This window comes from Streptomyces sp. NPDC002513 (assembly GCF_053595355.1).
Window position 1 is genome coordinate 29,545 of record NZ_JBSFXK010000051.1, and the last position, 24,184, is coordinate 53,728.

Annotated in this window: 23 protein-coding genes; 8 read left to right on the top strand and 15 right to left on the bottom strand. The window is 71.6% G+C overall.

Annotation, left to right across the window (positions count from 1 at the left end):
* Positions 1-61 precede the first annotated feature (61 nt).
* Positions 62-961 (top strand): serine hydrolase, encoded by a 900-nt coding sequence (locus ACWD5Q_RS27085; RefSeq protein ID WP_451429655.1) that lies wholly within the window; start codon positions 62-64, stop codon positions 959-961.
* 102 nt (positions 962-1,063) lie between these two features.
* On the opposite strand, the gene ACWD5Q_RS27090 is transcribed toward ACWD5Q_RS27085, so the two are convergent.
* Together ACWD5Q_RS27090 and ACWD5Q_RS27095 are read right to left on the bottom strand one after the other, a co-directional pair.
* Positions 1,064-1,912 (bottom strand): alpha/beta fold hydrolase, encoded by an 849-nt coding sequence (locus ACWD5Q_RS27090; protein WP_451429656.1) that lies wholly within the window; start codon positions 1,910-1,912, stop codon positions 1,064-1,066.
* 154 nt (positions 1,913-2,066) lie between these two features.
* Positions 2,067-3,269: an MFS transporter gene (locus ACWD5Q_RS27095; RefSeq protein WP_451429657.1), complete on the bottom strand. Its 1,203-nt coding sequence runs from the start codon at positions 3,267-3,269 to the stop codon at positions 2,067-2,069.
* Between the two features lie 290 nt (positions 3,270-3,559).
* Here ACWD5Q_RS27095 and ACWD5Q_RS27100 point away from each other — a divergent pair, with 290 nt between their 5' ends.
* The 3 genes from ACWD5Q_RS27100 to ACWD5Q_RS27110 all read left to right on the top strand — a co-directional run bounded on the left by ACWD5Q_RS27100 (position 3,560) and on the right by ACWD5Q_RS27110 (position 5,752).
* On the top strand, positions 3,560-4,369 hold the full coding sequence (locus ACWD5Q_RS27100) for an SGNH/GDSL hydrolase family protein (RefSeq protein WP_451429658.1): 810 nt from the start codon (positions 3,560-3,562) through the stop codon (positions 4,367-4,369).
* Positions 4,370-4,557: 188 nt separating this feature from the next.
* A complete protein-coding gene (locus ACWD5Q_RS27105) occupies positions 4,558-5,076 on the top strand; it encodes a hypothetical protein (RefSeq protein WP_451429659.1) in 519 nt (172 codons plus the stop codon).
* Between the two features lie 178 nt (positions 5,077-5,254).
* Positions 5,255-5,752 (top strand): lamin tail domain-containing protein, encoded by a 498-nt coding sequence (locus tag ACWD5Q_RS27110; RefSeq protein ID WP_451429660.1) that lies wholly within the window; start codon positions 5,255-5,257, stop codon positions 5,750-5,752.
* Positions 5,753-5,918: 166 nt separating this feature from the next.
* Here ACWD5Q_RS27110 and ACWD5Q_RS27115 read toward each other — a convergent pair whose 3' ends face one another.
* Positions 5,919-6,980, bottom strand: coding sequence for an NAD(+)/NADH kinase (locus ACWD5Q_RS27115; RefSeq protein WP_451429661.1), 1,062 nt, complete (start codon positions 6,978-6,980; stop codon positions 5,919-5,921).
* Positions 6,981-7,348: 368 nt separating this feature from the next.
* Here ACWD5Q_RS27115 and ACWD5Q_RS27120 point away from each other — a divergent pair, with 368 nt between their 5' ends.
* Positions 7,349-7,705 carry a PRC-barrel domain-containing protein gene (locus tag ACWD5Q_RS27120; protein WP_451429662.1) on the top strand — a complete coding sequence of 119 codons (357 nt, stop codon included), beginning with the start codon at positions 7,349-7,351 and terminating at the stop codon, positions 7,703-7,705.
* Between the two features lie 77 nt (positions 7,706-7,782).
* On the top strand, positions 7,783-7,962 hold the full coding sequence (locus tag ACWD5Q_RS27125) for a hypothetical protein (protein WP_451429663.1): 180 nt from the start codon (positions 7,783-7,785) through the stop codon (positions 7,960-7,962).
* Positions 7,963-8,013: 51 nt separating this feature from the next.
* Here ACWD5Q_RS27125 and ACWD5Q_RS27130 read toward each other — a convergent pair whose 3' ends face one another.
* From ACWD5Q_RS27130 to rpmG, 4 genes are all read right to left on the bottom strand, one after another.
* Positions 8,014-9,495: a dihydrolipoyl dehydrogenase family protein gene (locus ACWD5Q_RS27130; protein WP_451429664.1), complete on the bottom strand. Its 1,482-nt coding sequence runs from the start codon at positions 9,493-9,495 to the stop codon at positions 8,014-8,016.
* A gap of 438 nt (positions 9,496-9,933) precedes the next feature.
* Positions 9,934-10,056 carry a type B 50S ribosomal protein L36 gene (ykgO, locus tag ACWD5Q_RS27135; protein WP_054244622.1) on the bottom strand — a complete coding sequence of 41 codons (123 nt, stop codon included), beginning with the start codon at positions 10,054-10,056 and terminating at the stop codon, positions 9,934-9,936.
* A 37-nt stretch (positions 10,057-10,093) separates the two neighbouring features.
* The gene (locus ACWD5Q_RS27140; RefSeq protein ID WP_451429665.1) at positions 10,094-10,354 is read right to left on the bottom strand and encodes a type B 50S ribosomal protein L31; all 261 of its coding nucleotides are present in this window, start codon (positions 10,352-10,354) and stop codon (positions 10,094-10,096) included.
* Positions 10,355-10,422: 68 nt separating this feature from the next.
* Positions 10,423-10,587 carry a 50S ribosomal protein L33 gene (rpmG, locus tag ACWD5Q_RS27145; RefSeq protein WP_451429666.1) on the bottom strand — a complete coding sequence of 55 codons (165 nt, stop codon included), beginning with the start codon at positions 10,585-10,587 and terminating at the stop codon, positions 10,423-10,425.
* 253 nt (positions 10,588-10,840) lie between these two features.
* Between rpmG and ACWD5Q_RS27150 the strand changes: the two genes are divergently transcribed.
* Complete coding sequence (locus tag ACWD5Q_RS27150; protein ID WP_451429667.1) at positions 10,841-11,554, top strand: DUF1275 family protein; 714 nt, start codon at positions 10,841-10,843, stop codon at positions 11,552-11,554.
* Positions 11,555-11,654: 100 nt separating this feature from the next.
* On the opposite strand, the gene ACWD5Q_RS27155 is transcribed toward ACWD5Q_RS27150, so the two are convergent.
* The 3 genes from ACWD5Q_RS27155 to ACWD5Q_RS27165 form a co-directional block, all read right to left on the bottom strand.
* Positions 11,655-12,476: a family 1 encapsulin nanocompartment shell protein gene (locus tag ACWD5Q_RS27155; RefSeq protein ID WP_451429668.1), complete on the bottom strand. Its 822-nt coding sequence runs from the start codon at positions 12,474-12,476 to the stop codon at positions 11,655-11,657.
* A 41-nt stretch (positions 12,477-12,517) separates the two neighbouring features.
* Positions 12,518-13,672 (bottom strand): Dyp-type peroxidase, encoded by a 1,155-nt coding sequence (locus ACWD5Q_RS27160; protein ID WP_451429669.1) that lies wholly within the window; start codon positions 13,670-13,672, stop codon positions 12,518-12,520.
* Between the two features lie 306 nt (positions 13,673-13,978).
* A complete protein-coding gene (locus ACWD5Q_RS27165) occupies positions 13,979-14,734 on the bottom strand; it encodes a helix-turn-helix domain-containing protein (protein ID WP_451429670.1) in 756 nt (251 codons plus the stop codon).
* 237 nt (positions 14,735-14,971) lie between these two features.
* Here ACWD5Q_RS27165 and ACWD5Q_RS27170 point away from each other — a divergent pair, with 237 nt between their 5' ends.
* Positions 14,972-15,637: a DUF4097 family beta strand repeat-containing protein gene (locus tag ACWD5Q_RS27170; RefSeq protein WP_451429671.1), complete on the top strand. Its 666-nt coding sequence runs from the start codon at positions 14,972-14,974 to the stop codon at positions 15,635-15,637.
* Positions 15,638-15,740: 103 nt separating this feature from the next.
* On the opposite strand, the gene ACWD5Q_RS27175 is transcribed toward ACWD5Q_RS27170, so the two are convergent.
* From ACWD5Q_RS27175 to ACWD5Q_RS27195, 5 genes are all read right to left on the bottom strand, one after another.
* Positions 15,741-20,072 (bottom strand): nSTAND1 domain-containing NTPase, encoded by a 4,332-nt coding sequence (locus ACWD5Q_RS27175; RefSeq protein WP_451429672.1) that lies wholly within the window; start codon positions 20,070-20,072, stop codon positions 15,741-15,743.
* A gap of 16 nt (positions 20,073-20,088) precedes the next feature.
* Positions 20,089-20,457, bottom strand: a complete 369-nt coding sequence (locus tag ACWD5Q_RS27180) for a CU044_2847 family protein (protein WP_451429673.1) — start codon at positions 20,455-20,457, stop codon at positions 20,089-20,091.
* 267 nt (positions 20,458-20,724) lie between these two features.
* A complete protein-coding gene (locus tag ACWD5Q_RS27185) occupies positions 20,725-21,876 on the bottom strand; it encodes a glutathione-independent formaldehyde dehydrogenase (RefSeq protein ID WP_451429679.1) in 1,152 nt (383 codons plus the stop codon).
* A gap of 380 nt (positions 21,877-22,256) precedes the next feature.
* Complete coding sequence (locus ACWD5Q_RS27190) at positions 22,257-23,183, bottom strand: DMT family transporter (protein WP_451429674.1); 927 nt, start codon at positions 23,181-23,183, stop codon at positions 22,257-22,259.
* A 7-nt stretch (positions 23,184-23,190) separates the two neighbouring features.
* Positions 23,191-24,042 carry an SDR family NAD(P)-dependent oxidoreductase gene (locus tag ACWD5Q_RS27195; protein WP_451429675.1) on the bottom strand — a complete coding sequence of 284 codons (852 nt, stop codon included), beginning with the start codon at positions 24,040-24,042 and terminating at the stop codon, positions 23,191-23,193.
* Positions 24,043-24,184: the final 142 nt, after the last annotated feature.

The following is a 24,184-nucleotide window of genomic DNA, read 5'->3' on the forward strand; positions in this document are numbered from 1 at the left end:
CGTTTTGTCTACGTTCGACGTTCAGTGCCCCTCCCCCAGGAACCGTTGAGGCTGCTCCACCATGCTCTTCCGACCGTTCTCCCCGCGGCGCCCGGACACCGTGGACAAGCGCCGGGGCAAGCGCGCCGTCGCCTGCGCCGGTGTGCTCCTGGCGTCGGTGACGGCGCTGTTCTCGACCGGCGCCCTGCACTCGGCGCCGGCGGAAGCTGCCGCGCCGGCGGCCGGGCCCGACACCCCCGCCGCCCCCGCACCTGTGCGGCCGCACGCCACGCCACGGGTGACGTCGGCGGTGCTCGGCCTGGACGACGCGGGCCGCGAGCCCACGGTGCACGGCGACGACACCCCGTACGACACCGCGAGCATCGTCAAGGTCGACATCCTCGCGACGGTGCTGCTCCAGGCGCAGGACGCGGGACGGAAGCCGACCGCGCAGCAGCTCACCCACGCGGAGGCGATGATCCGGCACAGCGACAACGACTCCGCGACCGCGTTGTGGCGGGAGATCGGCGGCGCCCCGGGGCTGGAGGCGGCCAACAAGCGACTGGGACTGGCCGCGACGAAGGGCGGCCCCGGATTGCTGTGGGGGCTGACCCGGACGACGGCGCGGGACCAGATACTGCTGCTGCGCGCGGTGTTCGACACCGCTCCGGTGAGGAACACCGGCTCCCTGGCACTGCGCGAGGAGTCGCGGGAATACGTCCGGACGCTGATGACCCGTATCGACGGCGACCAGGCGTGGGGCGTCTCCGCGGCCACGACCTCGGGATGGGCGTTGAAGAACGGCTGGCTGCAGCGCACCGCGACCGGGCTGTGGGACATCAACAGCATCGGGCGCATCACGGTGAACGGACACCACTACCTGGTCGCGGTCCTCTCGGAGGGCAGCCCGTCGATGCAGGACGGCGTCGCTCTGGTGGAGGGCGCGGCCCGGGCCGCCGTGCGCTCGGCATCCGGCCACTGACGACACGTCAGGTGCATCCCTGGCGGCAGCGGCGCGGAACTGGACACGGCCGTCCGGCCACGGCACCGCCGCAGTCCCGGTGAATTCGGAACGGGCGGGCCGTCACCGCGGTGCGGAACCGACCGACGTGGCGGCTTGGAGGACGAGGCCGGTGACGGCGTCGGGATGGGAGATCATGGCCACGTGGGAGGAGTCGATCTCCACCGTGTGCGAGCCCGCGCGCCGCGCCTCGAAGCGTTCCTGGGCCGGGTTGATGGTCTTGTCCTGCTTCGCGACGAGGAACCAGGACGGAATCGTGCGCCAGGCGGCCTCTTTGGCCTTCTCGGAGAAGGCGGCCGTACTCGCGGGCCGCTGGGTCGCCGCGAGCGTTCTCGCCGTGCGCTCCGGCAGATCGGCGGCGAAGACCCGGTGGAGCTTGTCCGGCTGAACGTAGAGATCGGTCCCGCTCGCTCCCCCACCGGCCCGGTACGGAACGGTACGGAGGGCGCCGGCGAGTTCGCTCGGGAACATGGCGGCCAGCGACATCCCGCTCTCCCCCTTGTCCGGCATCAGGGCCGACACATACACGAGCGACCGCACCTGACTGTTCCCGGCCGCGGCGGAGCTGATCACCGCGCCGCCGTAGGAGTGGCCCACTAGCACGATCGGCCCCTTGACGGTCTTCAGCACCGAGGCGATGTAGGTGGAGTCGTTGTACAGGCCGCGCAGCGGATTGGCCGGGGCGATCACGGTGTAGCCCCGGCGTTGCAGCCGTTCGACGACTCCGTTCCAGCTGGAGGCGTCCGCGAACGCCCCGTGCACCAGGACGATGGTGGGTTTCGTGTCGGAGGTGGTGCCGGCCGCGTCGGCGGGGGCTGCCCCGACGGCGCACAGGGCCAGGGCGCACCCCACCGCGGTGACGTGCGCGCCTCGTATGCGGCGGGGTAGGCCGTGGATCGCAGATGCTGTCATGGCGTTCTCGCTTTGCTCGAGGTCTCCGTCACCCGAGTGTTCACCCGTCCGTGGCGGGCACGCCCGGCCGCATGGTCCGAACGGGTCAGGGGTGGGCCGTCGGAGTGAAAGCTGTCGGCTACCGGACCTCATCGCCCCGCAGCACCGGATCCGGTCAGGAATCCGCGGGGGGCCGTCGCCACAGGGCGGTGCCCACTCCGGCGACGAGGAGGGTCGCGCAGCCCGCGAAGACCACACCGGCGTCGCGCACTCCGAGGGCCACGGCCAGCGCGCCGATCCCGACGACGGGCAGGGAGATGCCCACGTACGCGACGACGAAGAACGCCGAGATGGTGGCGCCTCGGTGCGTGTCGGGCGCCGCGGAGCTGACCGCGGTCAGACCGGCCCGGAACGCCATGCCCTGTCCCACGCCGCCGGTCAAGGCCCCCACGAGGAGCACCGGCAACGACGCCAGCAGCAGTGAGGCCCCGATGAGCAGGAGACCGGCGACGAGCACCAGGCAGCCCAACGGCAGCGCTCGGCGCGTCCCCAGGCGGCCCAGGAGAAGCTGTCCGCAGGTCGAGGCGCAGAACACGGAGAAGACGACGGCGCCGACCGCCGCCAGATCGTGCTCGCCCAGCGTCTGGCCGAGGAAGGCCGGGGCGACCGCGGTGAACAGGCCGAGCAGCGAGAAGCCCGCGAAGGCCGCGAGGGCACAGGGCCCGAACACCCCGCGCACCTCGGGCGGGACCGTCAAGCCCTGCGGCCGCAGCGGGGGCCGGGGGCCGGCACGGCGCACGGTCTCCGGCAGCAGAACGGTGACCACGGCGGCGGCCGCCAGGAGCCCCAGATGAACGAGAAAGGGCAGTTTGAGCGGCCAGGGCGCGTACTGGGCGAGGACGCCGGAGACCAGGGGACCGAGGCCGAGGCCGCCCATGTTCGCCGCGGTCGCCGCGAAACCTGCGCGGGCCTGTCGCTCCGGCGGTGCCAGTTCGAGGACGGCCGCGGTGCCGGTGCCGCTCAGCAGGCCCGCGGAGAACCCCGACAGGACCCGTCCCACATACAGCAGCGGCAGTCCGCCCTCGCCGAGGAAGCACACGGCGCTGAGCGCGGCCAGCCCGAGCGCGCCCAGCAGCACCGGGCGTCGCCCCAGCAGATCGGAGAAGTCACCGGCCACCAGCAGGGCGGCGATGACGCCCACGGCGTAGACGGCGAAGACCACGGTGACGATCAGCTCGGAGAACCCGATCTGCTGGCGGTACAGCCCGTACAGCGGCGTCGGCAGGGTGGTGCCCAGCATGCCGACGGCGAAGACACCCGCCGCGGCCACGTACCCGGGCCGACGGGCCGGTCGACGTCGCTCGGTGGCGCAGCTCATCACCTCCCACCCTAGGTTTCCGGCCCGGCGCGGCACGGTGTGCAGGGCCGGGCGGGTGTCATGGCCGCGCGGTCCGGGCGTCCCGGGAGAGACAGCGCCGGACGGGTGACGGCCCCATGGGTGACTCCCGCACGGGACACCGCACACTGCCGCACCCTCCGGCCAGGGGTAAGTGCCGTGTCAAGCACGGAACTTGGGAAGGGCCACGCCCTTGGCCGCCGGGCGACGTGCCGCGGACGAAGACGGCGCCGGGCACGTCCTGACCGGCTCGGACGTGCTAAGCGAGGGCTATGAGACAGTCCCGAATCGCGGCATGTGTGTCCTCGCTCCTCCTCTCCGCCGTCTGCACCCTCACGGGTACCGGGCCGGCGCAGGCCGTCCCGCAGGCAGCGGCCACGGGTTACGTGGCCCTCGGGGATTCGTACTCCTCCGGGGTCGGCTCCGGCGGCTACTTCGCCTCCAGCGGCGACTGCCTGCGCAGCAGTCGGGCGTATCCCGCCCTGTGGGCCGCGTCCCATCCACGGTCGTCGTTCAGCTTCACCGCGTGCAACGGGGCCCGCACCAGCGATGTCATGGACCGCCAGCTCGGCCCGCTCAGCGCCCGTACCGGTCTGGTCAGCGTCACTGCCGGCGGCAGTGACTCGGGCTTCGGCCATGTCATGACGACCTGTGTGCTGCGCGGCCCCGCCGCATGCCAGTCCGCCGTGGCGGAGGCGCGCACCTACATGGACAGCACCCTCCCGCGCGACCTGGACCGTCTCTACACGACCATCAGGAGGAAGGCCCCGGCCGCCCATGTGGTGGTCCTCGGCTATCCGCACCTGTACAAACTGCGCGGCACCTGCGCGGCCGGCCTCGCCGACACCTCACGGTCCGCCCTGAACAGCGCCGTCGACCACCTCAACACCGTGACCGCGAAGCGCGCCGCCGACCACGGGTACACGTTCGCCGACGTACGCGCCGCCTTCACGGACCACGAGATCTGCTCCGCCAGCCCCTGGGTGCGCAGCGTCAGCCTGCTGGCGCCCGTCGAGTCGTACCATCCCACCTCACTCGGGCAGTCCCGCGGCTACCTCCCCGTCTTCACGCGCACCGCGTGACGGCCGCCCCACAAGCGCCGGGCGCGGGTCGGGGCGGAGCGCCCGGGACGTCTTCGGCGACGGACATCGCGTCGCCCTGTCCTGATCCGCCCTCTGGCGGACGCGCGTAGATCTCGGGCACCATCTCCCTGCACCACCTGCACAGCCGACCCACAAGGCATACGGCCCGACCGCAGGAAGGTCCCAGCATGAAGATGCGCTCCGCCCTCACGGCCCTCGCACTCACCGTCGCGCCCGGCCTCGCCGTACTCGGCGGCGCCGGGGACGCGCTCGCCGCCCAGGACGGCGCCCAGGCCGTCACCAAGATCTCCCACGCCACGGCCACCTCGATGTTCCGTCAGGTCGGCATCACCTGGTCGTCCTCCGGCAACTGCTCCGACCGCAACAACCCGACCTGTACGTCCTTCGAACAGCTCAACCTCGCCACGGCCCAGGGTGCCCAGACCCTCAAGCAGGCCACCGGCTGCGCGCTGAACATCACCGGGGGCACCGAGACCGGGCACGCCTCCGGCACGTACTCGCACTGGAACGGCTACAAGCTCGACTACGGCAAGAACACCTGCGTCACCAACTACATCCAGGGCACCTTCACCTACATCGGCCTGCGGGGTGACGGCGCACCCCAGTACCAGTCAGGTTCCGGCAACGTCTACGCCGACGAGGGCAGTCACTGGGACGTCCTCTACTACAACTGCGGAGGCTGCTGACCCCCGCCGCGGCAGACCGTGCCCCCGCCCCCTCGCCGGATGCGGGGGCACGGCCATGGCCCCCCACAGACTCACGCCGCCACACATTCTCCATGCTTTCATCACTTCTCACCCACTTCACGCTTACCCGTCGGATAGGCTCCTCGCGCTCCATTCGCACTCCGAGGGGGGATTCCTCATGCGTATACGCGCCGTTCTGGCCGCTGCCGCCGCCACCGCCGGGACGTTCATCGCCGTCGCCGCCGTCCCGGCGCACGCCACCGAGTACTCGTCGGCCGTGAAACTGACGGGTGTTCAGTACGACGCGCCCGGGCGGGACTCCAACAGCTGCTCCACGGGCAACACGCGGGACGAGTACCTGACGATCAAGAACTACTCCCGCAGCACGACGGTCAATCTCAAGGGCTATGTGGTCAAGGACGCCACCGGCAACCGCTTCGCCTTCCCCGCCAACCACTACCTGGAGCCGGGCGACTATGTGAAGCTGCGCGGAGGCAAGGGCACCGACTCCGACGCCAAGAACGTCGTCTACCGCCAGAACTGCAACTTCATCTGGAACAACGACAAGGACACGATCTACCTGTACAAGCCCTCCGGAAGCCGTGCCGACGTCCACTCCTACACCAAGTCCGGCTCGGACCCCGACGGCAACGGCTACATCACCTTCCACGGCTGACGTCCCGTCACAGGATCTTCGCCGTCCGGCACTTCCCTCCGCCCTGGGCCGGCGGCCCGCGGGATCCCGGCGCACCAGCGGCAGGCCCGCGCGCTGCGGCCAGGTGCCGCCCCGGCACCGGGCCGCCGTCATCGAGGCCGCCCGGACCGCGCCTCCACGCCGCGGGTCACGGCGCCGGGGGCAGCCGGAGACCGTGCAGGTCCTCCGGCAGGGGGCCCGCGGGCCGGAACACGGGCGCCGCTTCACCGTCGGCGGCCGTCGCGGGCGCGTCGGTGAGCCGCATACGCTCCCTGAGCCGCCCGTAGAAGTTGGCGGGGGCCAGCCTGACCAGGCGCAGCGGGCGCGGCGCCGCGGCCACCCCGATCCAGTCACCGGGTTCGAGGATGCCGCGCGACTGCCCGTCCACGCTGACCGCGGCCCGGCCGGAGTGGGGCAGCACCCGCAGCGCGATCGGCTCGTCGAGGTTGGCGATCACCGTGCGGTTGAACGTCATGTGCGGGGCTACGGGGGTGAAGACCAGGGCCCTCATCCGCGGGGAGAGCACCGGTCCGCCCGCGGCGAAGCTGTAGGCGGTCGAGCCGGTCGGGGTGGCGAGGATGACGCCGTCGGCCGAGTACGAGGCCAGCAGCCGGCCCGCGATGTACACCCCGACGCCGACCTGCCGGTCCCGCGCCAGTTTCTCCACCACGACGTCGTTCAGGGCGTTGACGTCCAGCGGGATCCCCCACGAGGCCTCCTCCCCGGCGTCCGCCTCCGGCTGCGGCTGGGGCGGCGGCAGCGCCGGGCCCCGCCCGTAGCACAGGGTCTGCTCCATGCCGGCGGGTATCTCCAGCAGCCTGGAGGACCGCATCATCAGCATCATGCGTTCCTCGCACTCGGACCTTCCGGCCTGAATCGCCTCCAGTGCCTGCGCCACCTCGCTGACCGGGGTTTCGGTCAGGAAGCCGACCCGGCCCACGTCCACGCCCAGCACCAGGGCGTCGTTCTTGGCGGCGATGCGCGCGCCACGCAGGAACGTGCCGTCCCCACCGAGGGTCACGATGAGGTCCGGACCGCCCGCCGCCTGCACTTCCTCACGTGCGTGACGGCGGCCTGCCCCGTCGTGCCACACATCGATGTCGGCGCACCCGATACCGTGCCGCGCGCACCACTCCCGTACCGTCCGCGCCCCGGCGACCGCCTGTGGACGGCCCCCGTGCACGACAAGTCCCACCCGCCTGATCGGCATGACACCACCTCCCGGCCGCCGTTCCCGCACCGGGCCGGAAGCGGTCACCCCTGTTTCCGGTGAAGCCTGCCGCGGGAGAGCGGTCCGTTCCCCCCATCGTCGCGCAGCGGGAGCCGCGCCTCCTCCCGTGTGGGAGGCGGGAAACCCGGCCACGGACCCCCGAGCGGACGGGGAGCCGGCGTTTCACCCGGTGACCGGGACGGCCCGCGGCACGGACAGCCGCCTGCGGCGTCCGGGGGTGGTGCACCATGCCGTAGCTGCTGGTTGAGGCTCCGGGGACGTAAGGTGAAGAAAGTGCCGGCTCTCCCACAGCCGCTTCCCCTGGTGCGGGGCTCCTGTGAGAGGCCGCGGGCCGCAAGGAGCGAGGCATGATCCATTCAGCCGATATCCGCGAATGGCGCAACCATGACGTGGTGGACCCCAAAGGGCGCAGGATCGGAGCTCTGGAAGCGGTCTACGTGGACACCACCACCGACGCGCCGGCCATGGCCACCGTCCGTACGGGGCTGCCGACCCGGCAGCGGCTCGTCTTCGTCCCCCTCGACGGGGCGACCCTGGGGCCGGGCTATGTCAAGGTGGCGCATTCAAGGGGTCTGGTGAAGAAGGCTCCGTCCATGGGTCTGGACGACATCCTGCCCGCCGAGCGGGAGGCGGAGATCTTCCAGCACTACGACCAGGCCTACGCGCCCGGGGCCGACCGCGGGCGCCGCCTCGCACGGCGCTGACCTGCTATGGCGCCGACCGGCCCGCCGATCGCCGGCGATCCGTCATCCGCACCACCGGCCGGAGGATGTGTTCTCTCATGGCGTTCCTAGCGTTCTTCCTGTTCCTGATCCTCGCGGCGGTCGCCCTCGGGCTCATCGGCGCGGTGATCAAAGGGTTCTTCTACCTCCTGATCATCGGAGTCGTGGTCTTCGTGGCGAGCCTCGCGCTCTCGGGTTTCCGCTGGTCCCGCCGCTGGCATCGGCACACGGTCCGGTGAGGTCGCCGCGGTGGGGCGCGCCGGAGTGGGGCGCGCCCCTGCCGGTCCGGCTCAGCCGTGTTCGCGCTGGCAGGCGGCGAGGAGAAAGAGCCAGATCTCGCTGACGGTCGGGAAACAGGCGACCGCGTGTCTCAGCCGTTTCAGCGGCACCTCACCGGCGACCGCGACGGTCGCCGAGTGCAGCAGCTCGCTGATGCCCGGCCCGACGAAGGTCACCCCCAGCAGGACCTCCCGGTCCTGGTCGACGACCAGCCGGGCGTGGCCTTGGTAGCCGTCGGCGTAGAGGTTGGCGCCCTGGGCGGCGTTGAAGGGCACGTCGACGGTCCTGACCCGGTGGCCGGCCCGGGCCGCCTGCTCGGCGCTCAGGCCCACCGCGGCGGCCTCGGGATCGGTGAAGAAGACCTGGGGCACGGCATGCTGGTCGGCGGTGGTGGCGTGGTCGCCCCAGGGCGCGTCGTCCAGCGGGCGTCCGGCGGCGCGGGCGGCGATGGCGTCGCCCGCGGTGCGGGCCTGGTACTTGCCCTGGTGGGTGAGCAGGGCACGGTGGTTGACGTCCCCGCAGGCGTACAGCCAGTCGCCGTCGACATCGCGGACCAGGCAGGTCGTGTCCACGTCCAGCCAGGATCCGGGGGTCAGGCCGACCGTGTCGAGGCCGATGTCGTCGGTGGCGGGCGTCCGGCCGGTGGCGAACATGACCTCGTCGGCCTCCAGTTCGCTGCCGTCGTCGAGGGTGAGCGTGACGGGCCCCTGCGGCTGCGGGCGCCGCAGCGCGGTCACCTGACGGCCGATCCGCACATCCACACCCGCCTCGGTGAGCCCGCGCTCCAGCAGCTCCCCCGCGATGGGTTCCATCCGGGGCAGCAGGGCGCGGCGGGCGAGCAGGGTGACCTGGGAGCCGAGGCCCTGCCAGAGGGTGGCCATCTCGACGCCGACCCCGCCGCCGCCGACGATCACGAGGCGGGCGGGCACGGTGCTGGAGTCGGTGCCGTGCCGGTTGGTCCAGGGCCGGGCCTCCCGGATGCCCGGCAGGTCCGGCAGAAACGGCCGGCTGCCGGTGGCGACGGCCACGGCGTGCCGGGCGGTCAGGGTCTGGCGCGCGCCGTCGTCCCTGGTGACCGTGACCCGGCGCGGGCCGTCGATCCTGCCCTGCCCGCGGAACAGGTCGGCGCCCATGGACTTGACCGCTTCGGCCTGCCCGCTGTCGTCCCAGTCGGTGACGTAGTGGTTGCGGCGGGCGAAGACCCGTTCCGTGTCGATCCGTCCGGTCACGGCCTGCCGGGCGCCGTCCACGCGGCGGACGTCGGCCAGGGCGATGACCGGCCGCAGCAGCGCCTTGCTGGGGACACACGCCCAGTAGGAACACTCACCGCCGACGAGTTCACGCTCCACCACGGCCACGGAGAGCCCGCCCGCGCGGGCGCGGTCGGTGACGTTCTGGCCGACCGGACCGGCACCCAGCACGATCACGTCATAGGTGGCGTCACCGGCTTCCTGGTTTCCGCCTGCCTCGCTGTTTCCGGCTGCTTCGCTCATTTCTCCCTCGCATCCTGGTCAGGGCTGCCCGGCACGGCCGCGCGGCCTCGTGCGGATCGGCGGATGCGACATGGGCGCCGTCGTGGCCCGCGTATCCGGGCGCGGAATCCGGGGTGTGCGCCACCGGCCGGGAGACCGGCGGACAGACACGGCCCCCAAAGCGGGAAACGCCTCCGTGCGCATCCCGGGCCATGTAACCGCGCGGTGTCCGCCGACCACGGCACCCCGGCCCCACGCCTCACCAAGAGCGTGCAGAAGTGCCACATTCGGCCGCACGGGAACGCCGTGGCCGGCACCCGATCCGTGGACGACTGCCGCACGGCCAGTCGGGAGACCGGGGCGCCCCCGCGCGGCGCAGACGCGTGGACACAACAGACGGCCCCTCTCCGTACGGGACGGAGAGGGGCCGGGTGTCTACTGGTGTCCGGTGAGCCGGCGTCAGCCCTGGCGGGCCTTGAAGCGCGGGTTCTTCTTGTTCACGACGAAGACCACGCCCCGGCGGCGTACCACCTGGGCTCCGGGCTTGGACTTCAAAGAGCGCAGGGACTTGCGTACCTTCATTGCTGTCTTCTCCTCTCGCACGCCACGTGATCGGCCGTCAGCGCTGGGCCGGGGCCGTACGGCCGTAGCGCCGTTCGAAGCGCTCCACGCGGCCGGCGGTGTCCATGACGCGCGAAGTGCCGGTGTAGAACGGGTGGCTCGCCGACGAGATCTCCACGTCGACCACCGGGTAGGTGTTGCCGTCCTCCCACTCGACGGTCCGGGTGGGCTGTGCCGTCGAGCGGGTCAGGAACGCTGTGTTCGCGGCGCGGTCCCGGAAGACCACCGGCCGCAGTTCGGGGTGGATGCCAGTCCTCATGGGAGTTTCCTTTCTCGTGGCCGTTCGTGCGTGTCTCGTGGCCGTCGGTGGGCCGACCGGGACTCGGTTCAGCGCTCCTCGCGGAAGAGGACGTGCTGGTTGGCCACCGGGTCGTACTTGCGCAGCACCAGCCGGTCGGGGTGGTGCTGACGGTTCTTGCGCGTCACATAGGTGACGCCGGTACCGGCCGTGGACTTCAGCTTGACGACCGGGCGAGCGTTGCTGCGTGCCATGAGGTTCTCCCTTCACCCACATCCGCGATCCTGACTCGCGCATGTCAGCTACGTGGTCTGTAACAGCGGCCCCCTCCCTCGCATTCCCGGCGGACTCGGCGGATCGCGGATGCGGGCCCGGTACGCGGCGCGCGGCGAAGGACTCGATGCCGCAGGGCGCCGCCCGGGCGGGGAGCGGCTCCCGAGCCGTGGCCGCTCGGCGCGGTGGGTGACCAGCACCTACCCTCGGTGACTACCGTCGAGAGGAGCGGTGATGGAGGAGCACGGAGCGTCGGACGACAGTCCGGGCCGGACGATGCGGGTCGCGGTGGTGGTGCTGGTGGCCGCGTCCGGTGCGGTGGAGACCATCTCGTTCACCGCGCTCGACCATGTCTTCGCCGGTGTCATGACGAGCAACCTCGCCCTGCTGGGGATCGCGATCGGCCACGGCGGCGGTACGGGAGTCACCTCCGCCGTGCTGGCCCTGGCGGGGTTCGGCGCGGGCGCCGGGGTGGTGGCCTGGGTGACCCACGGCCGCACGGGCGGCGCCACGCACTGGCACCCCCGGGTGATGCTCTGTCTGATCGGCGAGGCCGTGCTGCTCGCGCTGGGAGCGGCTGTCTGGGCGGCCTCGGGCGGCGCGCCCACGGGGGTGGCCCGGGACGCTCTGCAGTGCGGGGCGGCGGTGGCCATGGGCGGGCAGGCCGCGGCGATGGTGGCCGCGGGACGGGCCGCCGCTCCCACCACCTATCTGACCGGGACGCTTGCCACGTACATCGTGCGCGGCGTCGGACGGGCGCGACCGGACGGATGGGTGCCCGCCCGGCTCGGGGCGCTCATCGCCGGTGCGGCGGCTGCCATGGCGCTGCGCCAGGTGGCGCCCTCATGGGCCGGGGCGCTCCCCTTCGTACTCGTCGCGGTCGCCACGCTCGTCGCGGCCCGGCCTCTGCTCCTGCACCGGTCGGCGGCGGGTGAACGACAGGCGTAGGCGACGGCCTGGGCACGACGTCGGCGGCCCGGACACGACATCGGCACAGGCCCGGCGTTCGTCCGCGGCGGCCGCAGCGCCTCGGGGCCGGAGCAAGCGCTCACAGGGCCGTGGGGCGCGTCTGCGGGACCTCCAGGGCCACCACGGCCTCACTCGTGTACACCAGGAAGGTCAGCGTCTCCTGGAAGTACAGCCGCACGCTGTTGTCGTCGTGCGACAGGTACCCGATCGACAGGTCCTGGCCGATGCGCAGGTCGAAGTCGCCGCCCCGCGTGGACAGCAGGAAGGCTCCGTCAATGGCGGGCGCCCACACGATGTCGCCGTCCAGGAGCCGGGCCATGTGGTCGATGACCGGATAGCCGTAGTCGGAGGTCTCGCTGACGGCGGTGTACGCCTCCGCGCTCAGTGCCAGGGTGTAGGCGCCGCCCACACCCGCGAGCCGCAGCGCGCTCACGGCCTGGCTGACGGCATTGGGGTACTCGGGCACCGCCTCGGGCAGGACCAGCGGCGGATTCGACGAGCTGTCGCGCAGGCCGGCGATGCCCGCGGCCGCGTAGCCCTCGAACACCGCCCGGTCCTCGGCATACGCGATCCGGCGGGCGGCGTCCTTGACCGGTTGCCAGTCGGCGTCCTTGGCTCCGCGTGCGACGTCGTCGACCTGCCGGCGGTCGACGGTGAACGGAACCCGCAGTTCGACGAGCGGCTGGAAGAGGCGGGTGTGGGCGATGACCCCCTCGGCGGGGCCGTCGACGGCTTGGAGGTGTCCGGTGCCCACACCGGACAGGTCGGGACCACCGGGCTCGGGGACATCGACGATCCGGCGGGCCGCCACATGGCGTCGGAACGTGCGGCCGGCCTCCTCCTCCAGATCGGCCCAGGCCTCGGCGGAGACGGGCGCGAGTTCGCGGTGAAGGTTGTTCATCGGCCCAACCGTCCTTCATGGCTGCGTCTCATGACTGCGTCTCACGACTGCGTTGTATGACCGCCCTTCATGTCGCCGATCCCGAGGGAACCGTCCCGGACCCGCGCCGGTACGCAGGGCGCGGTGTCGCTGCCGTCGTCGCTCTCGTCCCGGGGCGTGTCGGTCCCGTGCGGGGACGACGGAGCCTCGCACGGCGGCGGGCCGGACTCCTCGCGGGGCGTGCCCGCCTCGCACGACGCGATCAGGCCGGGCGGATCGGGCAGGTCGTCGAGGAAGTCGCTGCTGGGGACGTAGAACAGCGAGCCGGTGACCGGGGTGGAGAAGTCCAGGATCCGGTCGTGACTCGCCGGAGGTGCGCCCAGGAACATCCGCTCCAGCATCCTCTCCGTCACCGCCGGGGTCCGGGCGTACCCGATGAAGTACGTGCCGAACTCGCCCTTCCCGACGGTGCCGAAGGGCATGTTGTCGCGCAGGATCTCGTGCTTCGTGCCGTCGGGATCGACGATCGTGTTCAGCGCGACGTGCGAGTCGGCCGGTTTGACCTCGTCGTCCAGCTCGACGTCGGACAGTTTCCGACGGCCGATGACCAGCTCCTGCGCTTCCACCGGAAGGGCGTTCCACGCGTCCAGATCGTGGAGGTACTTCTGGACGATGACATAACTCCCGCCCGCGAAAGCCGGATCCTCGTCCTCGACCAGAACGGCCGCGGCCGCCGCCGGCCCGGTGGGGTTCTCCGTTCCGTCGACGAAGCCGAGCAGGTCGCGCACATCGAAGTACTTGAACCCATGCACCTCGTCGCGCACCGTGACGGCGCCCCGCAGCCGGTCCATGATCTCGGCGGCCAGCGCGAAGCACAGATCGAGCCGTGCGGCGCGGATGTGGAAGAGCAGGTCACCGGGCGTCGACACGGCGCGGTGGACGGGCCCGGACAGTTCCCGGAAGGGGTGCAGTTCCGCAGGGCGCGGCCCGGTGAACAGGCGGTCCCACGCGGCGGAGCCGATGCCCAGGACACAGCTCAGCCTTCCGTCCGGCTCGGCCCGGAAACCGACCGCGCGCCGCAGTCCGTTCAGGTCGGCCAGCAGATCCCGCACCACCGGCTCGCCCCCTGTGCCGATCGTCGCCACCAGGAAGATCGCCGCGGTGGTCAGCGGGGACAGCACCGGCTGGGGAACGGGCTCCCGGGGGCGTCCTGCCATGGGCCACTCCTCCTCCCGGCGGCCGCGAGCGGGACGCCGGAGCGCGGTCGACGATCGGTGCCGGGCCCGTACGGTCTCCACCCCGCAGCCCGGCGGGATGCCGCCCGGCCGACCGGCGTGCGGGACCTGACGGAAGACGTCCTTTCACTTTAGGGCGGCCACCGTGCCCTCTGCCACCGCGGCGTCCCGTCCCGGCTCACGGTCAACGCGGGCAGGTGACTGCGGCCGGCCACCGGGGGCGGGGTGTCCAGGTTCTCGGCCGGCGAGGTGAAGCCGACACCGCGGACGACCGTCTGTCCGTGGTCTCTATCCGTGGTCCGGACTTGGTCGGGCGCTGTCGTTCGAGGTTGTTTCGGGTTTCGTGTGGAGGACTTCGCGGGCCTGTTCGGCGGCGCGGGTGATGCTCTCGCTGATGAAGTCGAGGAAGCGGGCGATGTTCTCGAGGCGGGTGGCGGCGGGCGTGTGGGGGCCGAGGACGGCGACACCTTGGCGTGCGGTTTCGACGAGTTGGTCGTTGGATCGGGCGCTGGCGATCGTCGCCTGGTAGAAGAGTTCGTCGTCGACGATGTAGCGGTCGCGGCGGCGTTCGTCGCGCTCCCGGCGGACGAGGCTCTGACTCTCCAGGAAGGCGATCGCTTTGGAGATGGACGCCGGGCTGACCTGGAGGCGCTGGGCGAGTTGGGACGCGGTGAGGCTGCCCGCGTCGGTGATGAACAGACACGTCAGCACCCGGGCCGTCATCTTGGGCAGGCCCGAAGCCATGAGGACGGTGGTGAGCGTCTCCTCGTACTCGGTCACGGCCTCGGCATCACGTCCGTGTGGCTGAGGAACTGACTCCGACGCTCGGGAGGAGACGGGCCTGCGCCGGTGGGCGCGGCGTTCGGTGGCGCGGTGGGCCAGGTCGGCGCGGTAGGCGGTGGGGCCGCCGTTGCGCATCACCTCACGCGTGATCGTCGAGGTCGGACGGTCGAGGCGTCGAGCGATCTCGGCGTAGGGGAGGCTGTCGGCCAGCCCCAGCGCGATCTGCCGGCGTTCCTGCTGGGTGAGCCTGCCTCCCGGCATCGCGGTCTCCTTGGTGATCCTCGTGGCGGCCCCCGATCCCCCCACCATAGCGTTCACTTCTCTCCCATTGCAATGACCCGGACAGTCTCCGTTGCATTACTGAGGAGATCGTTGCAACAGTTTCCCATCATCTACCTGCGCATATACTGGTCTGATGCAACAGATCCATTGCCCGTACCTGGAAAGCAACGTAGCGTTTCCAATGTCAGAAACAACGAACGAGCACGGGAGAGCACGATGCAGAAGTTCGACACCCCGGCCCCGATCTCCGCCGTCCTGGACATCCCCGCCGGACGCATCCAGTTCATCGCCGCCGACCGCGCCGACACCACCGTCGAGGTCCTGCCCGCCAACCCCTCCAAGAGCCGCGACGTCCAGACCGCCGAGCAGACCACCGTCGCCTACGCCGACGGCGTCCTGCGGATCCGCACCCCCGAGCCCAAGAACCAGCTCTTCGGTCCCTCCGGATCCCTGGAAATCACCGTCCAGCTGCCCGCCGGCTCCCGCATCGAGGCCAAGGCCGCCAGCTCCGAACTCCGCGGCGTCGGCCGCCTCGGCGACGTCACCTTCGACGGCGCGTACCACCAGATCAAGATCGACGAGGCCGCGAGCGTCCGCCTCACCGCGATCGACGGCGACGTCGAGGTCGGCCGGCTGAGCGGCCCCGCGGAGATCAGCACCGCAAGGGGCGACATCCGGATCGCCGAGGCCGTGCGCGGCACGGTCGTGCTCAGCACCCAGTCCGGCGACATTTCGGTCGCCGCCGCGGCCGGCGTCTCGGCCACCCTGAACGCCGGCACCGGCCACGGCCGCATCAGCAACGCCCTCAAGAACGATGGCACCGCCGATCTCGACATCCGCGCCACCACCTCCCACGGCGACATCACCGCCCGCGGCCTCTGAAAGGCAGAGGCCAGGATCGCCTGGTTGGTCCCACCGCGATCGAAGCATGCGGCGCAGCGGAGTTACGACATCGCCGTCGCGAAACGGACCCGATCGCCCCTGGTCAATCCGGCGCACCTGCTGCGCAGACGCCGTCTGTTCGGCTGCCGGCCGGGGTGAGGTCTTTCTCCGGTCGGGTCAGGTCTCGGCCGGCGAGGCGGCACAAGCGGTCCTTCCACTGCTCCGGGTCCAGGGGGAGGAGGACCGCGTCGGATCCTTCGATGTCCGCGAGCAACCGGCCGTCTCGGCTGATGTCTCCGGTCACCCCGTTCGCCAGAGGGAAGCGGTACCGCTCGGTGCGGTCCGGCACGTTCCACACCACGTATTCGTTTTTGGTGCTTTGCACACCCAGAGTCTGGGGTGACGAGAAGGCGGTGAGCCAGAGCACGCCGGTGTGGGCGAGGTCGGGAAGCCACCGGTTGTGGTCCACGTCCCGCAGGAGCACCTGGCCGTCATAGGTGAGGATGGCCAGGTAGCGGCCGGTGGGATCGAAGCCGAGTTGTTTGACGGTGCCGGCGGGGACGGGGATGGCAGCGACCTGGTCGCCGCTGTCGAAGTCCCAGAGGACGACTTTGTCGCCGAGTACGGACAGGGCCGCCTGGGCGTGTCGGGGCCGGGCGATGCCGATCGTGTTGGCTGCGGCGGCGGAGATGTCGACGGGTTCCTGTACGGGGGGACGGTAGGACTCGCCTTCCTGGCGTCCTGTCTTCACGTTCCAACGCGAGACGTAGGAGGCCGCTGAGATCACCACGTGGTCGTCGTCGGTGAAGGTGAGGGCGGGCGAGGCAGCCATGAGGCCGGTGAGCGTGTTGTGGGCGGCGGGGTCGGTGCCGGGCGGCAGCGGTACGTCGATGTGGCCGGCCGGGGAGAGGTCGGGCAGGTTCCACTCCAGGACGACGCGGGCGTCCTGGCTGGTGGTCAGCAGTCGTGTGCCGTCGGGCGTGAAGGCGGCGTATTGCCGGGCCAAAGGGCGGGGCGGGCGTACCCCGGCGAGTTGCCGGTGGCTGCGCATGTCCCACAGTCGCAGCCCGTTGCCGTCAGGGTCGACGGTGGCGACCCGCGCGGTGTCGGCATCGGCGGTCTTGACCAGACTGGTGAGCATGGCGCTGTCGAAGGCGGTCGGTACGGGAATGCGGGCTGTCACCACGGTGCCACCGGTGCTGAGCGCGACTTTGAGGTTCCCGGGCTCTCCTGCGAGCGCCACTGCGGGAACCTGGTCCTCGCCGGTGGCGGTCCGGTCCAGCTCGGATGCGCCGGGCAGTTCGATGACGCTGCGGTGCCCCGACTGCAGATCGAGCACGAGCAGTTGCAGCCGTGCCAGTTGACTGCCGATCCGCGACACGGGGTTGAGCAGATAGCGGCCCGTACGGTCGAGACGGGGCGCGTACAGCGGACAGATCTGGCTGATCTGCTGGGGCCCGTACTGGTGTGCCGGCTTGGCGGAGCCGGTCAGGTCCCAAACCTGCAGCACACCGTCCGATGTACAGCCGACGAGGGTGCGGCCGTCCCCGCTGACGGCCGCCTTCCCGATGGCTCTTGTCCCCGAGGGGCCCGCTGTCCGCACTCCGCTGCCCAGGTTCCAGCGGACCAGACGCCCCTGGGCGCCGTCGTCCCCGGTCGAGTCCTGTGGCACGACGCGGCCGATAATCTGGTCGTCGGCGGGTCCGAACCAGGCCTGTGCCACCTCCCATCCGCCGGGTGCGGGCAGCGCCCGGCCCACCTGGTGCCCGGTGCTCGTGTCCCAGACCCGTACGCCCTCGCGGGGTAGGGCGGCCAGCAGCCTTCCGCCGCTGCCGTCGAAGGCCAGCACGGTGGCACCGCGAGCGTTCTTCCTGACGTCGGCGACCGTGCGCAACCGCTTGACGCGGAAGGTGCTGCCGTCGGGTGAGGTCCGCACCCCCAGGGAAACCAGCCCTCTGCTGGTGGCGCGGGCCATCATGCGGCCGTCGGGTGAGAGGGCGGCCAGGCGGCTGGACCCCACCACGCCATGCACGGCCCGCGTTCCGCCCTGGGTGACCTTCACGTCCAGCGTCTCACCGTCGTCGAGCAGGGCCTGCACCCGGCTGCCGTCCTCCGTCATGGCGATGTCCCTGACCATGCCCTTGCCTTCGAGGACGATGCGGTCGACGTTCCGCAGCCGCAGAAACTCTTCGATCAGCGCCGTCCGGGCCTGCGGACCGTCCGCGGTGTGAAAGGCGGTGCTCGCCAACAGCGCCGAGGTGACCACGGATACGTCGTCGAGTTGCTCGGCGCGGGCGGCGAGCTGTTCGGAGGCGGCCTGGCGCAGCTGACCGTCGAGTTCCCGGTTCCGTGCGACGTAGAGGGCGGAGGCCACCAGCGCCACCACGGTCAGCCCGACGAGGGCGGTGATCGCCCACCGCTTCTGCCGCGCCCGCCGGCGCTCTTGTCCCTGTTGCTCGGCCTGGCGGTGGGCGCTGTCCTCGATGTACTGCCGCTCCTCGGCGGTCAGTTCCCGTGCACGGGATTGCAGCTGCTGCTGCGCCTTCTTCAGCGGCTCACCCCTCAGCAGTTGTTCCGCAGCCTGCCCGTGCTGCTTCCACCGGTCTACGTCCACGCGCAGCGCGGCCCGCCATGCCAGGAAGTCCCGATTGACCCGGACCCGTTCGGCGAGTCTGGGCCATGCGCCGATCAACGCCTCATGGGCCAGTTCGACCGTCTGCCGACCACTGGGGTCGCTGCCGGTGACGAGTAGGCGTTCCCCTGCGAGCAGTTGGGCCAACCGCCAGCGTTCCGTGCCCGCTTCGTCGCGAGTGAGCACATGGCGCAGCGGGGCCTCCCCGCCGGGGAGCAGCCGGACCAGAGAGGTCAGCAGCCCGAGCGCCTCCTCCTCGTCCTCGGCTCGCACGCGATCCCGCCAGACCCGCTCGGCGTGCCGGCCGAGAGCTCCTCGCACACCGCCGATTTCCCCATACGTGGCAAACCGCATCCGCCCCGCGGACCGCTCCCGCCACAGCCGGGCCAGGACGAAGCCCAGCAGCGGCAGAGCACCCGGCTCATCACCCGTGTCGTCCAGCAGCCGCTCCACGAGCCCGGCCTCGTAGGTCACCGCGGGCATCGACGCGATCGGTTTGGTGACGACCTCCTCCAACTGCCGCCGCGACATCGCGGTGAGCGGCCGCACCGCACCGCGCGCGAGCGCCGGGCCCATCCACGGATCCGACAGAGCCGTCTCCATGAAGTCGGCCCTGAGCGTGAGCAGTACCCGCACATCGTCCGGTGCCGGCACCGGGAAGAGCACCTCGGCGACGTCGCGGACAGCCTGCTGCGGGCCGGTGAGGAGTTCCTCGGCCTGGTCCACGACGACGAGCAGTCCCGAAGCCGACGCCCCCAGCGCCAGGCGGAACGTCTGCGCCAACCCCCTCTGGCGCAGCGAGACCTCCAACGCCTCGACCTCCGCAAGGCGAGCGGCCCCTCGCAGTTCGGCGTGGGCCGTCCCGGCCAGTTCGGAGGCCAGGAGGCTGTGGATCGAGGCTCCCTTGCCGGCGCGCAGCACCACGATCTCCTGACCGATACGCCGCAGTTCGGGCACCACGCCGGCCAGCGCCAACGACGACTTGCCGCACCCGGAGGGGCCGACGACGGTGACGCTGGGGCTCTCGCCGCACAGCAGGGCGACGACGGCCGCAACCTCTTCCTCCCGGCCGAAATAGACGTCCCGGTCCGCCTCCTGGAAGGTGGACAGTCCCCGAAAGGGCGATCCAGGGCTGAGGACTGCGGTGAGGGCGGGAAGCTCCCGGACCACCGTCTGGGTGGGGATGAGGAAGCTCTGCCGCGCGCCGCCGAGCTGGGCTGTCACCACCATGCCGACCACGGCGCGCAGCTCTTCGTCCCAGGCGGGACTTCCGCTGAAGCCGCCCTCGATGGCCACGCTGGTGTCATCGGCCTGGGACAGCTGGATCCATCGTTCGGCAGTCCGGCCCCGCAGACGGCCCGCATGCCACACCCCGCCGGGGAAGCGATGCGGGAAGCCGGGCACCCGTACCTCGTGGCCCCACACCTGATCCGCTTCGACCATGGTGAGCGGACGCGCAGCGGGGAGGGCATCCCGCAGCCGGAGCACCGCCACATCGCCGGTCTGATCCCCGCGGACCGGTATCCAGTGCTCCACCTGGGCCACGGCTCTGCCGCCGTCACGCAGCGGCAGGTCCACCATCACCTCGGTTCCCGGCGGCTGATCGTCCTCCCGAGGGCGGCCCAACGCATCCGAAACGACATGAGCGCAGGTCAGGACAAGGTCCTCGGAGACCAGGAATCCGCCGCCGCCGACGGGGCCTTCCGTGCCCATTCCCCTGACCCGTACGACTCCCGAGGCCAGGGCCTCCTCCGGGCTTCCGCCCCCCGCCGCCACCGCCACGTCCGTCGACCCCCGCCTCACCCGCGTCCTCGGTCCCTCAGCCTTCCTGCGTGGCGCCGCCTGCCGTGGGGTGCGCTTCGCTCTTCCGCCACGTCAGGGTGACCGAGAAGTTCGCCTCGGTGGCGGTGCTGGCGATCACCACGTCCGCCTCGGCCGACAATGACACTCCGAACTCCAGCGTGATCTCATCCGGTGCCTGGGCCAGCCCGCGGAAGCGTCCGACAAAGCTCTCCGCCACCGGACGGACAGTGTCCAGCATCTCCCCGAGCGAACGACCGGCACGCGCCACGGAACGTCCCCCGCGGCCCACCCGCACCAGCGACTCGTCCACCTCACGGATCTGGACCCGGACCACCTGGTGGTCATCTTCGCCGTCTTCCAACGGCACCTCGACGGTGTACGTCACGCCCTCATTATGCCGCCGCAGGCCTCAACTCCCCTGAGAGTTACCGGAATAAGAGCTCCGAACAAAATGGGAGTCCGATCAGCTCGCGGCGTCTGGTGCGTGCGAACGCCGCGAGCGTGCGTGCCAGACGCCGCGAGCCGGGCGCCCATTTCGTTCGGAGCTCTAACAACCGTCCCTTCACGACGGACGGGTTGGCGTCACAGGGTCGCGGGCGGCGCCGGAGTGGACGTCGGGCCCGGCGCCGGCGTCCGGCTCAGGGGCCTGCTCTCATGCCGCGAGGGCGTGGCCGGGGTGCAGGACCACCTTGGTGTAGCCCTCGACCCTCTTGTCGAACTTCTCGTACGCCTGCGGCGCCTGGTCGAGCGGCAGCTCATGGGAGACCACGAAGCTGGGCCTGGCGCGACCGGCGATGATCATGTCGCGCAGCTGGCGGTTGTACTGCTTGACGTTGCACTGACCGGTGCCCATCTGCTGACCCTTTTCGAACATCTTGCCGATGGAGACCAGCAGTTGGCCGTGCTTGGCGTGGTCGTCGGGTCCGCCCGGGTCGGAGGGCACGTACAGGCCCGGCACACCGAGCATGCCGGTCGGCCGTACGGTCTCGACGAGCTCGTTGAGGACGATGGCGGGTTCCTCGTGGCTGGTGTCGTGCGCCTGGGCCTGGTAGCCGACGGCGTCCACACCCTTGTCGGTGCCCTCACCGTTCGTCTGTGCCTTGATCTGCTCGGCCGGATCGCCCTGGGTGAAGTCGATGGGGACGGCCCCGATCTCCTCCGCCTTGGCGAGCCTCTCGGGCACCCGGTCGACGCAGAACACCTTCGACGCACCGCGCAGCAGGGCGCAGTAGGCGGCCATCAGCCCCACCGGGCCGGCCCCGTAGACGGCCGCACTGTCGCCGGTGGACACCTGGGCGAGTTCACACCCGTGGTAACCGGTCGGGAAGATGTCGGCAAGCAGGACGAAATCGTTCTCGAACTCGCGTCCTGGCGGTAGCTTCAGGCAGTTGAAGTCGGCGAAGGGCACCCGCAGCCGCTCCGCCTGACCGCCCTTGTACGGGCCCATCGCCACATATCCGTAGGCCCCGCCCGCGAAACCGGGGTTCACCGTCAGGCAGAAACCGGTCTTGCCGGCCAGGCAGTTCTTGCAGAATCCGCAGGCGACGTTGAAGGGCATCACAACCCGGTCACCCTGCGACAGGGAGACCACACCGCTGCCGAACTCCTCGACTATGCCGAGGTTCTCGTGGCCGAAGACGATGCCCGGCTCGACAACCGTGCGGCCCTCGTACATATGCAGGTCCGAGCCGCCGATCGCGGTCGACGTGACGCGCACGATCACATCGTTGGGATGCTCGACACGCGGATCGTCGACCTCCCGCACCGTCACATGGAAAGGCTCCTCGTAGACGACGGCTTTCACCTCGGTCACCTCCGCGTCGCGCGCCGGCATGACGGCGGCGACAGTCGGGGCGCTACCGGGGCACACGGGACGGCGCGGGCCACCGGGTGTGCCGTGGCCCCTGGGGCTCTCCTTCTCACCGCCGGGCTACTTCCAGGTAACGCCCGTGCGGCACGGGTCGCAACCTCCACCGGGTCCGCCCGCGACCCGCTCCGCGAACTCCGGGACGCGCCACGGCCCGAGGGCTCGGCAGGCCTCGTCCACGCCGCCTGCGACCTGTCCTCCGTGGCCGTCTGCGGCCCCGTCCCACGGCCGCCGTCCCGCGCCGCCTCAGGCCCGCCGTCCGCGGCTCGTAGTCCACGGCGTCGCAGGGCCCCGTCCACGGCGCTGCCGGCCCCCCTTCACGACTGCTGTGCCGTCGGCTCCCCGGCGCCGGGGCCCGGACCGTTCCGCCGAACGGGCGGGGCGTCCCAGGTTCCGCCGGCGGTCAGGGCACCGGCCAGTCCGACGCTGCCCGCCCCGATGAGCGCCACGCCGACCGCTTCGGGCAGCACCCGGACGCCGAGGGCGATCCGCTCCTCGAACAGCACCCAGCCCAGAGCCACGCTGGTCAGTGCGTCCCCCAGGGTGAGAGCCGGCTGCGAAGCCGACAGGGAGCCGGCCCGGAACGCGCTCTGGAGCAGCAGGAAGCCGACCGTTCCGGCGCCGATCCCGGCGTAGAGCGGCCAGCGCGTCAGCACCACGACGACACCGTCTCCGAGCTGCCCGACGACCTCCTTCATGAGCGCGGCGGTGGCGGCGAACGACACGGCCGACGCCAGGCCGAGCAGGACGGCGCGCGGCGCGCCCGTCACCAGGAGGGCCGCCACCATGAACACCACCACGGCGCACAGCACCGCGGCTCCCGTCGCCGCCCAGCGGCCCGCCACGGCTGTGGTCCGCCCGGCGGAGGGCGCCGCCGCCCCCAGGAAGAGCGCGAGGCCGGCGGCGAGTGCCGCGAACGCCAGCCAGGTGCGGCGATTGGGGCGCCGGTGGAAGACCACGCTGCCGACCATGAGGGTGAACAGCAGTTCGCTGGCCAGCAGGGGCTGGACGACGGAGAGGCTGCCGACGGCCAGCGCGGAGGCCTGCAGCACGGTCGACAGCGCGAGCAGACCGGCACCCGCGAGCCAGTGCGGTCGCCGCAGCACCCGGACGAGCCAGCGGACGGCCTGCCGGATCCCCCGGCCGCCCCCGGCCTGGTCCGCCGCCGCCCGCCGCTGCAGGACGGAGGCCGAGGCGTTGGAGAGCGCGGTGAGCAGGGCGAGTACGACGGTGAGGACGCTCACCCGGCACTCACCCGTACCGGGCGGCCAGCCGCCGGTACAGCCCCGGCGCCGCGCCGCGCACCCGGGCGGGCAGACGCAGCCAGCCGGGAACGTAGACCTCGTCGCGGCCACGGACCACGGCACGCCAGACGGCGTCCGCGGCGCGCTCGGCCGGCACCGGCCTCGGCCTGGTACGCCGGTAGGGCACGCCCCGCCGGTCGAAGAACGGGGTGTCCACCACCCCCGGGATCACCAGGCTGATGCCCACGCCGGTGCCCTGCACCTCGTAGCGCAGGGCGTCGGCGAAGGTGGCGAGCGCCCCCTTGGCGGCGGAGTAGACGGCCTCTCCCCGGACGCCGACGGAACCCGCGAAGGAGCCGATGATCACCACCCGTCCGGAGCCGGCGGCGACCATGTGCGGAAGCAGGTGCCGTACCAGGCGCATCGTGGCCAGCGCGTCGGCCTCCATCACCTCGGCGATGGCGGACGCGGGCATGGTGGTGAAATCACCCGCCCAGCCGATGCCGGCACCGGCCACCAGCAGGTCCACCCGGCCGACGCGTCCGAGGGCGAACTCGGCCAGCCGCCGGTCCGCGCCGGGCCGGGTGAGGTCCGCGGGGAAGGCGGCGGCGGACGTCTGGTCGGCGACCCGCGCGAGCCGTGACACGTCACGGCCGTTCAGCACGAGCCGCCAGCCCCCCTCGGCGGCCAGCCGCAAGGCCACGGCGGCACCGATCCCGGAGGACGCACCGGTCACGAGCGCCGCGCCCCGGGTGACCCCCCGGCCGGCGGGACCCCGACGGCCGGGGCGTGCGCTCGGGCCCTGCGCGGCCACGGGCGGGTCGGGGGCGGATCGAGCGCGGGAAGGGGCATGGGACATAGCGGCTGACCTCCGCTGCGACGGCGAACACCGGATGGGCGGGCGGGACGCTACTGCTCCCGGGTTCCGGCGGGGTGAGGCGGGCGGGCACCCGCCCGCCTCCTTGGGCTGGGCCTACTCGACGTGCCTGCTCCGCCGCAGG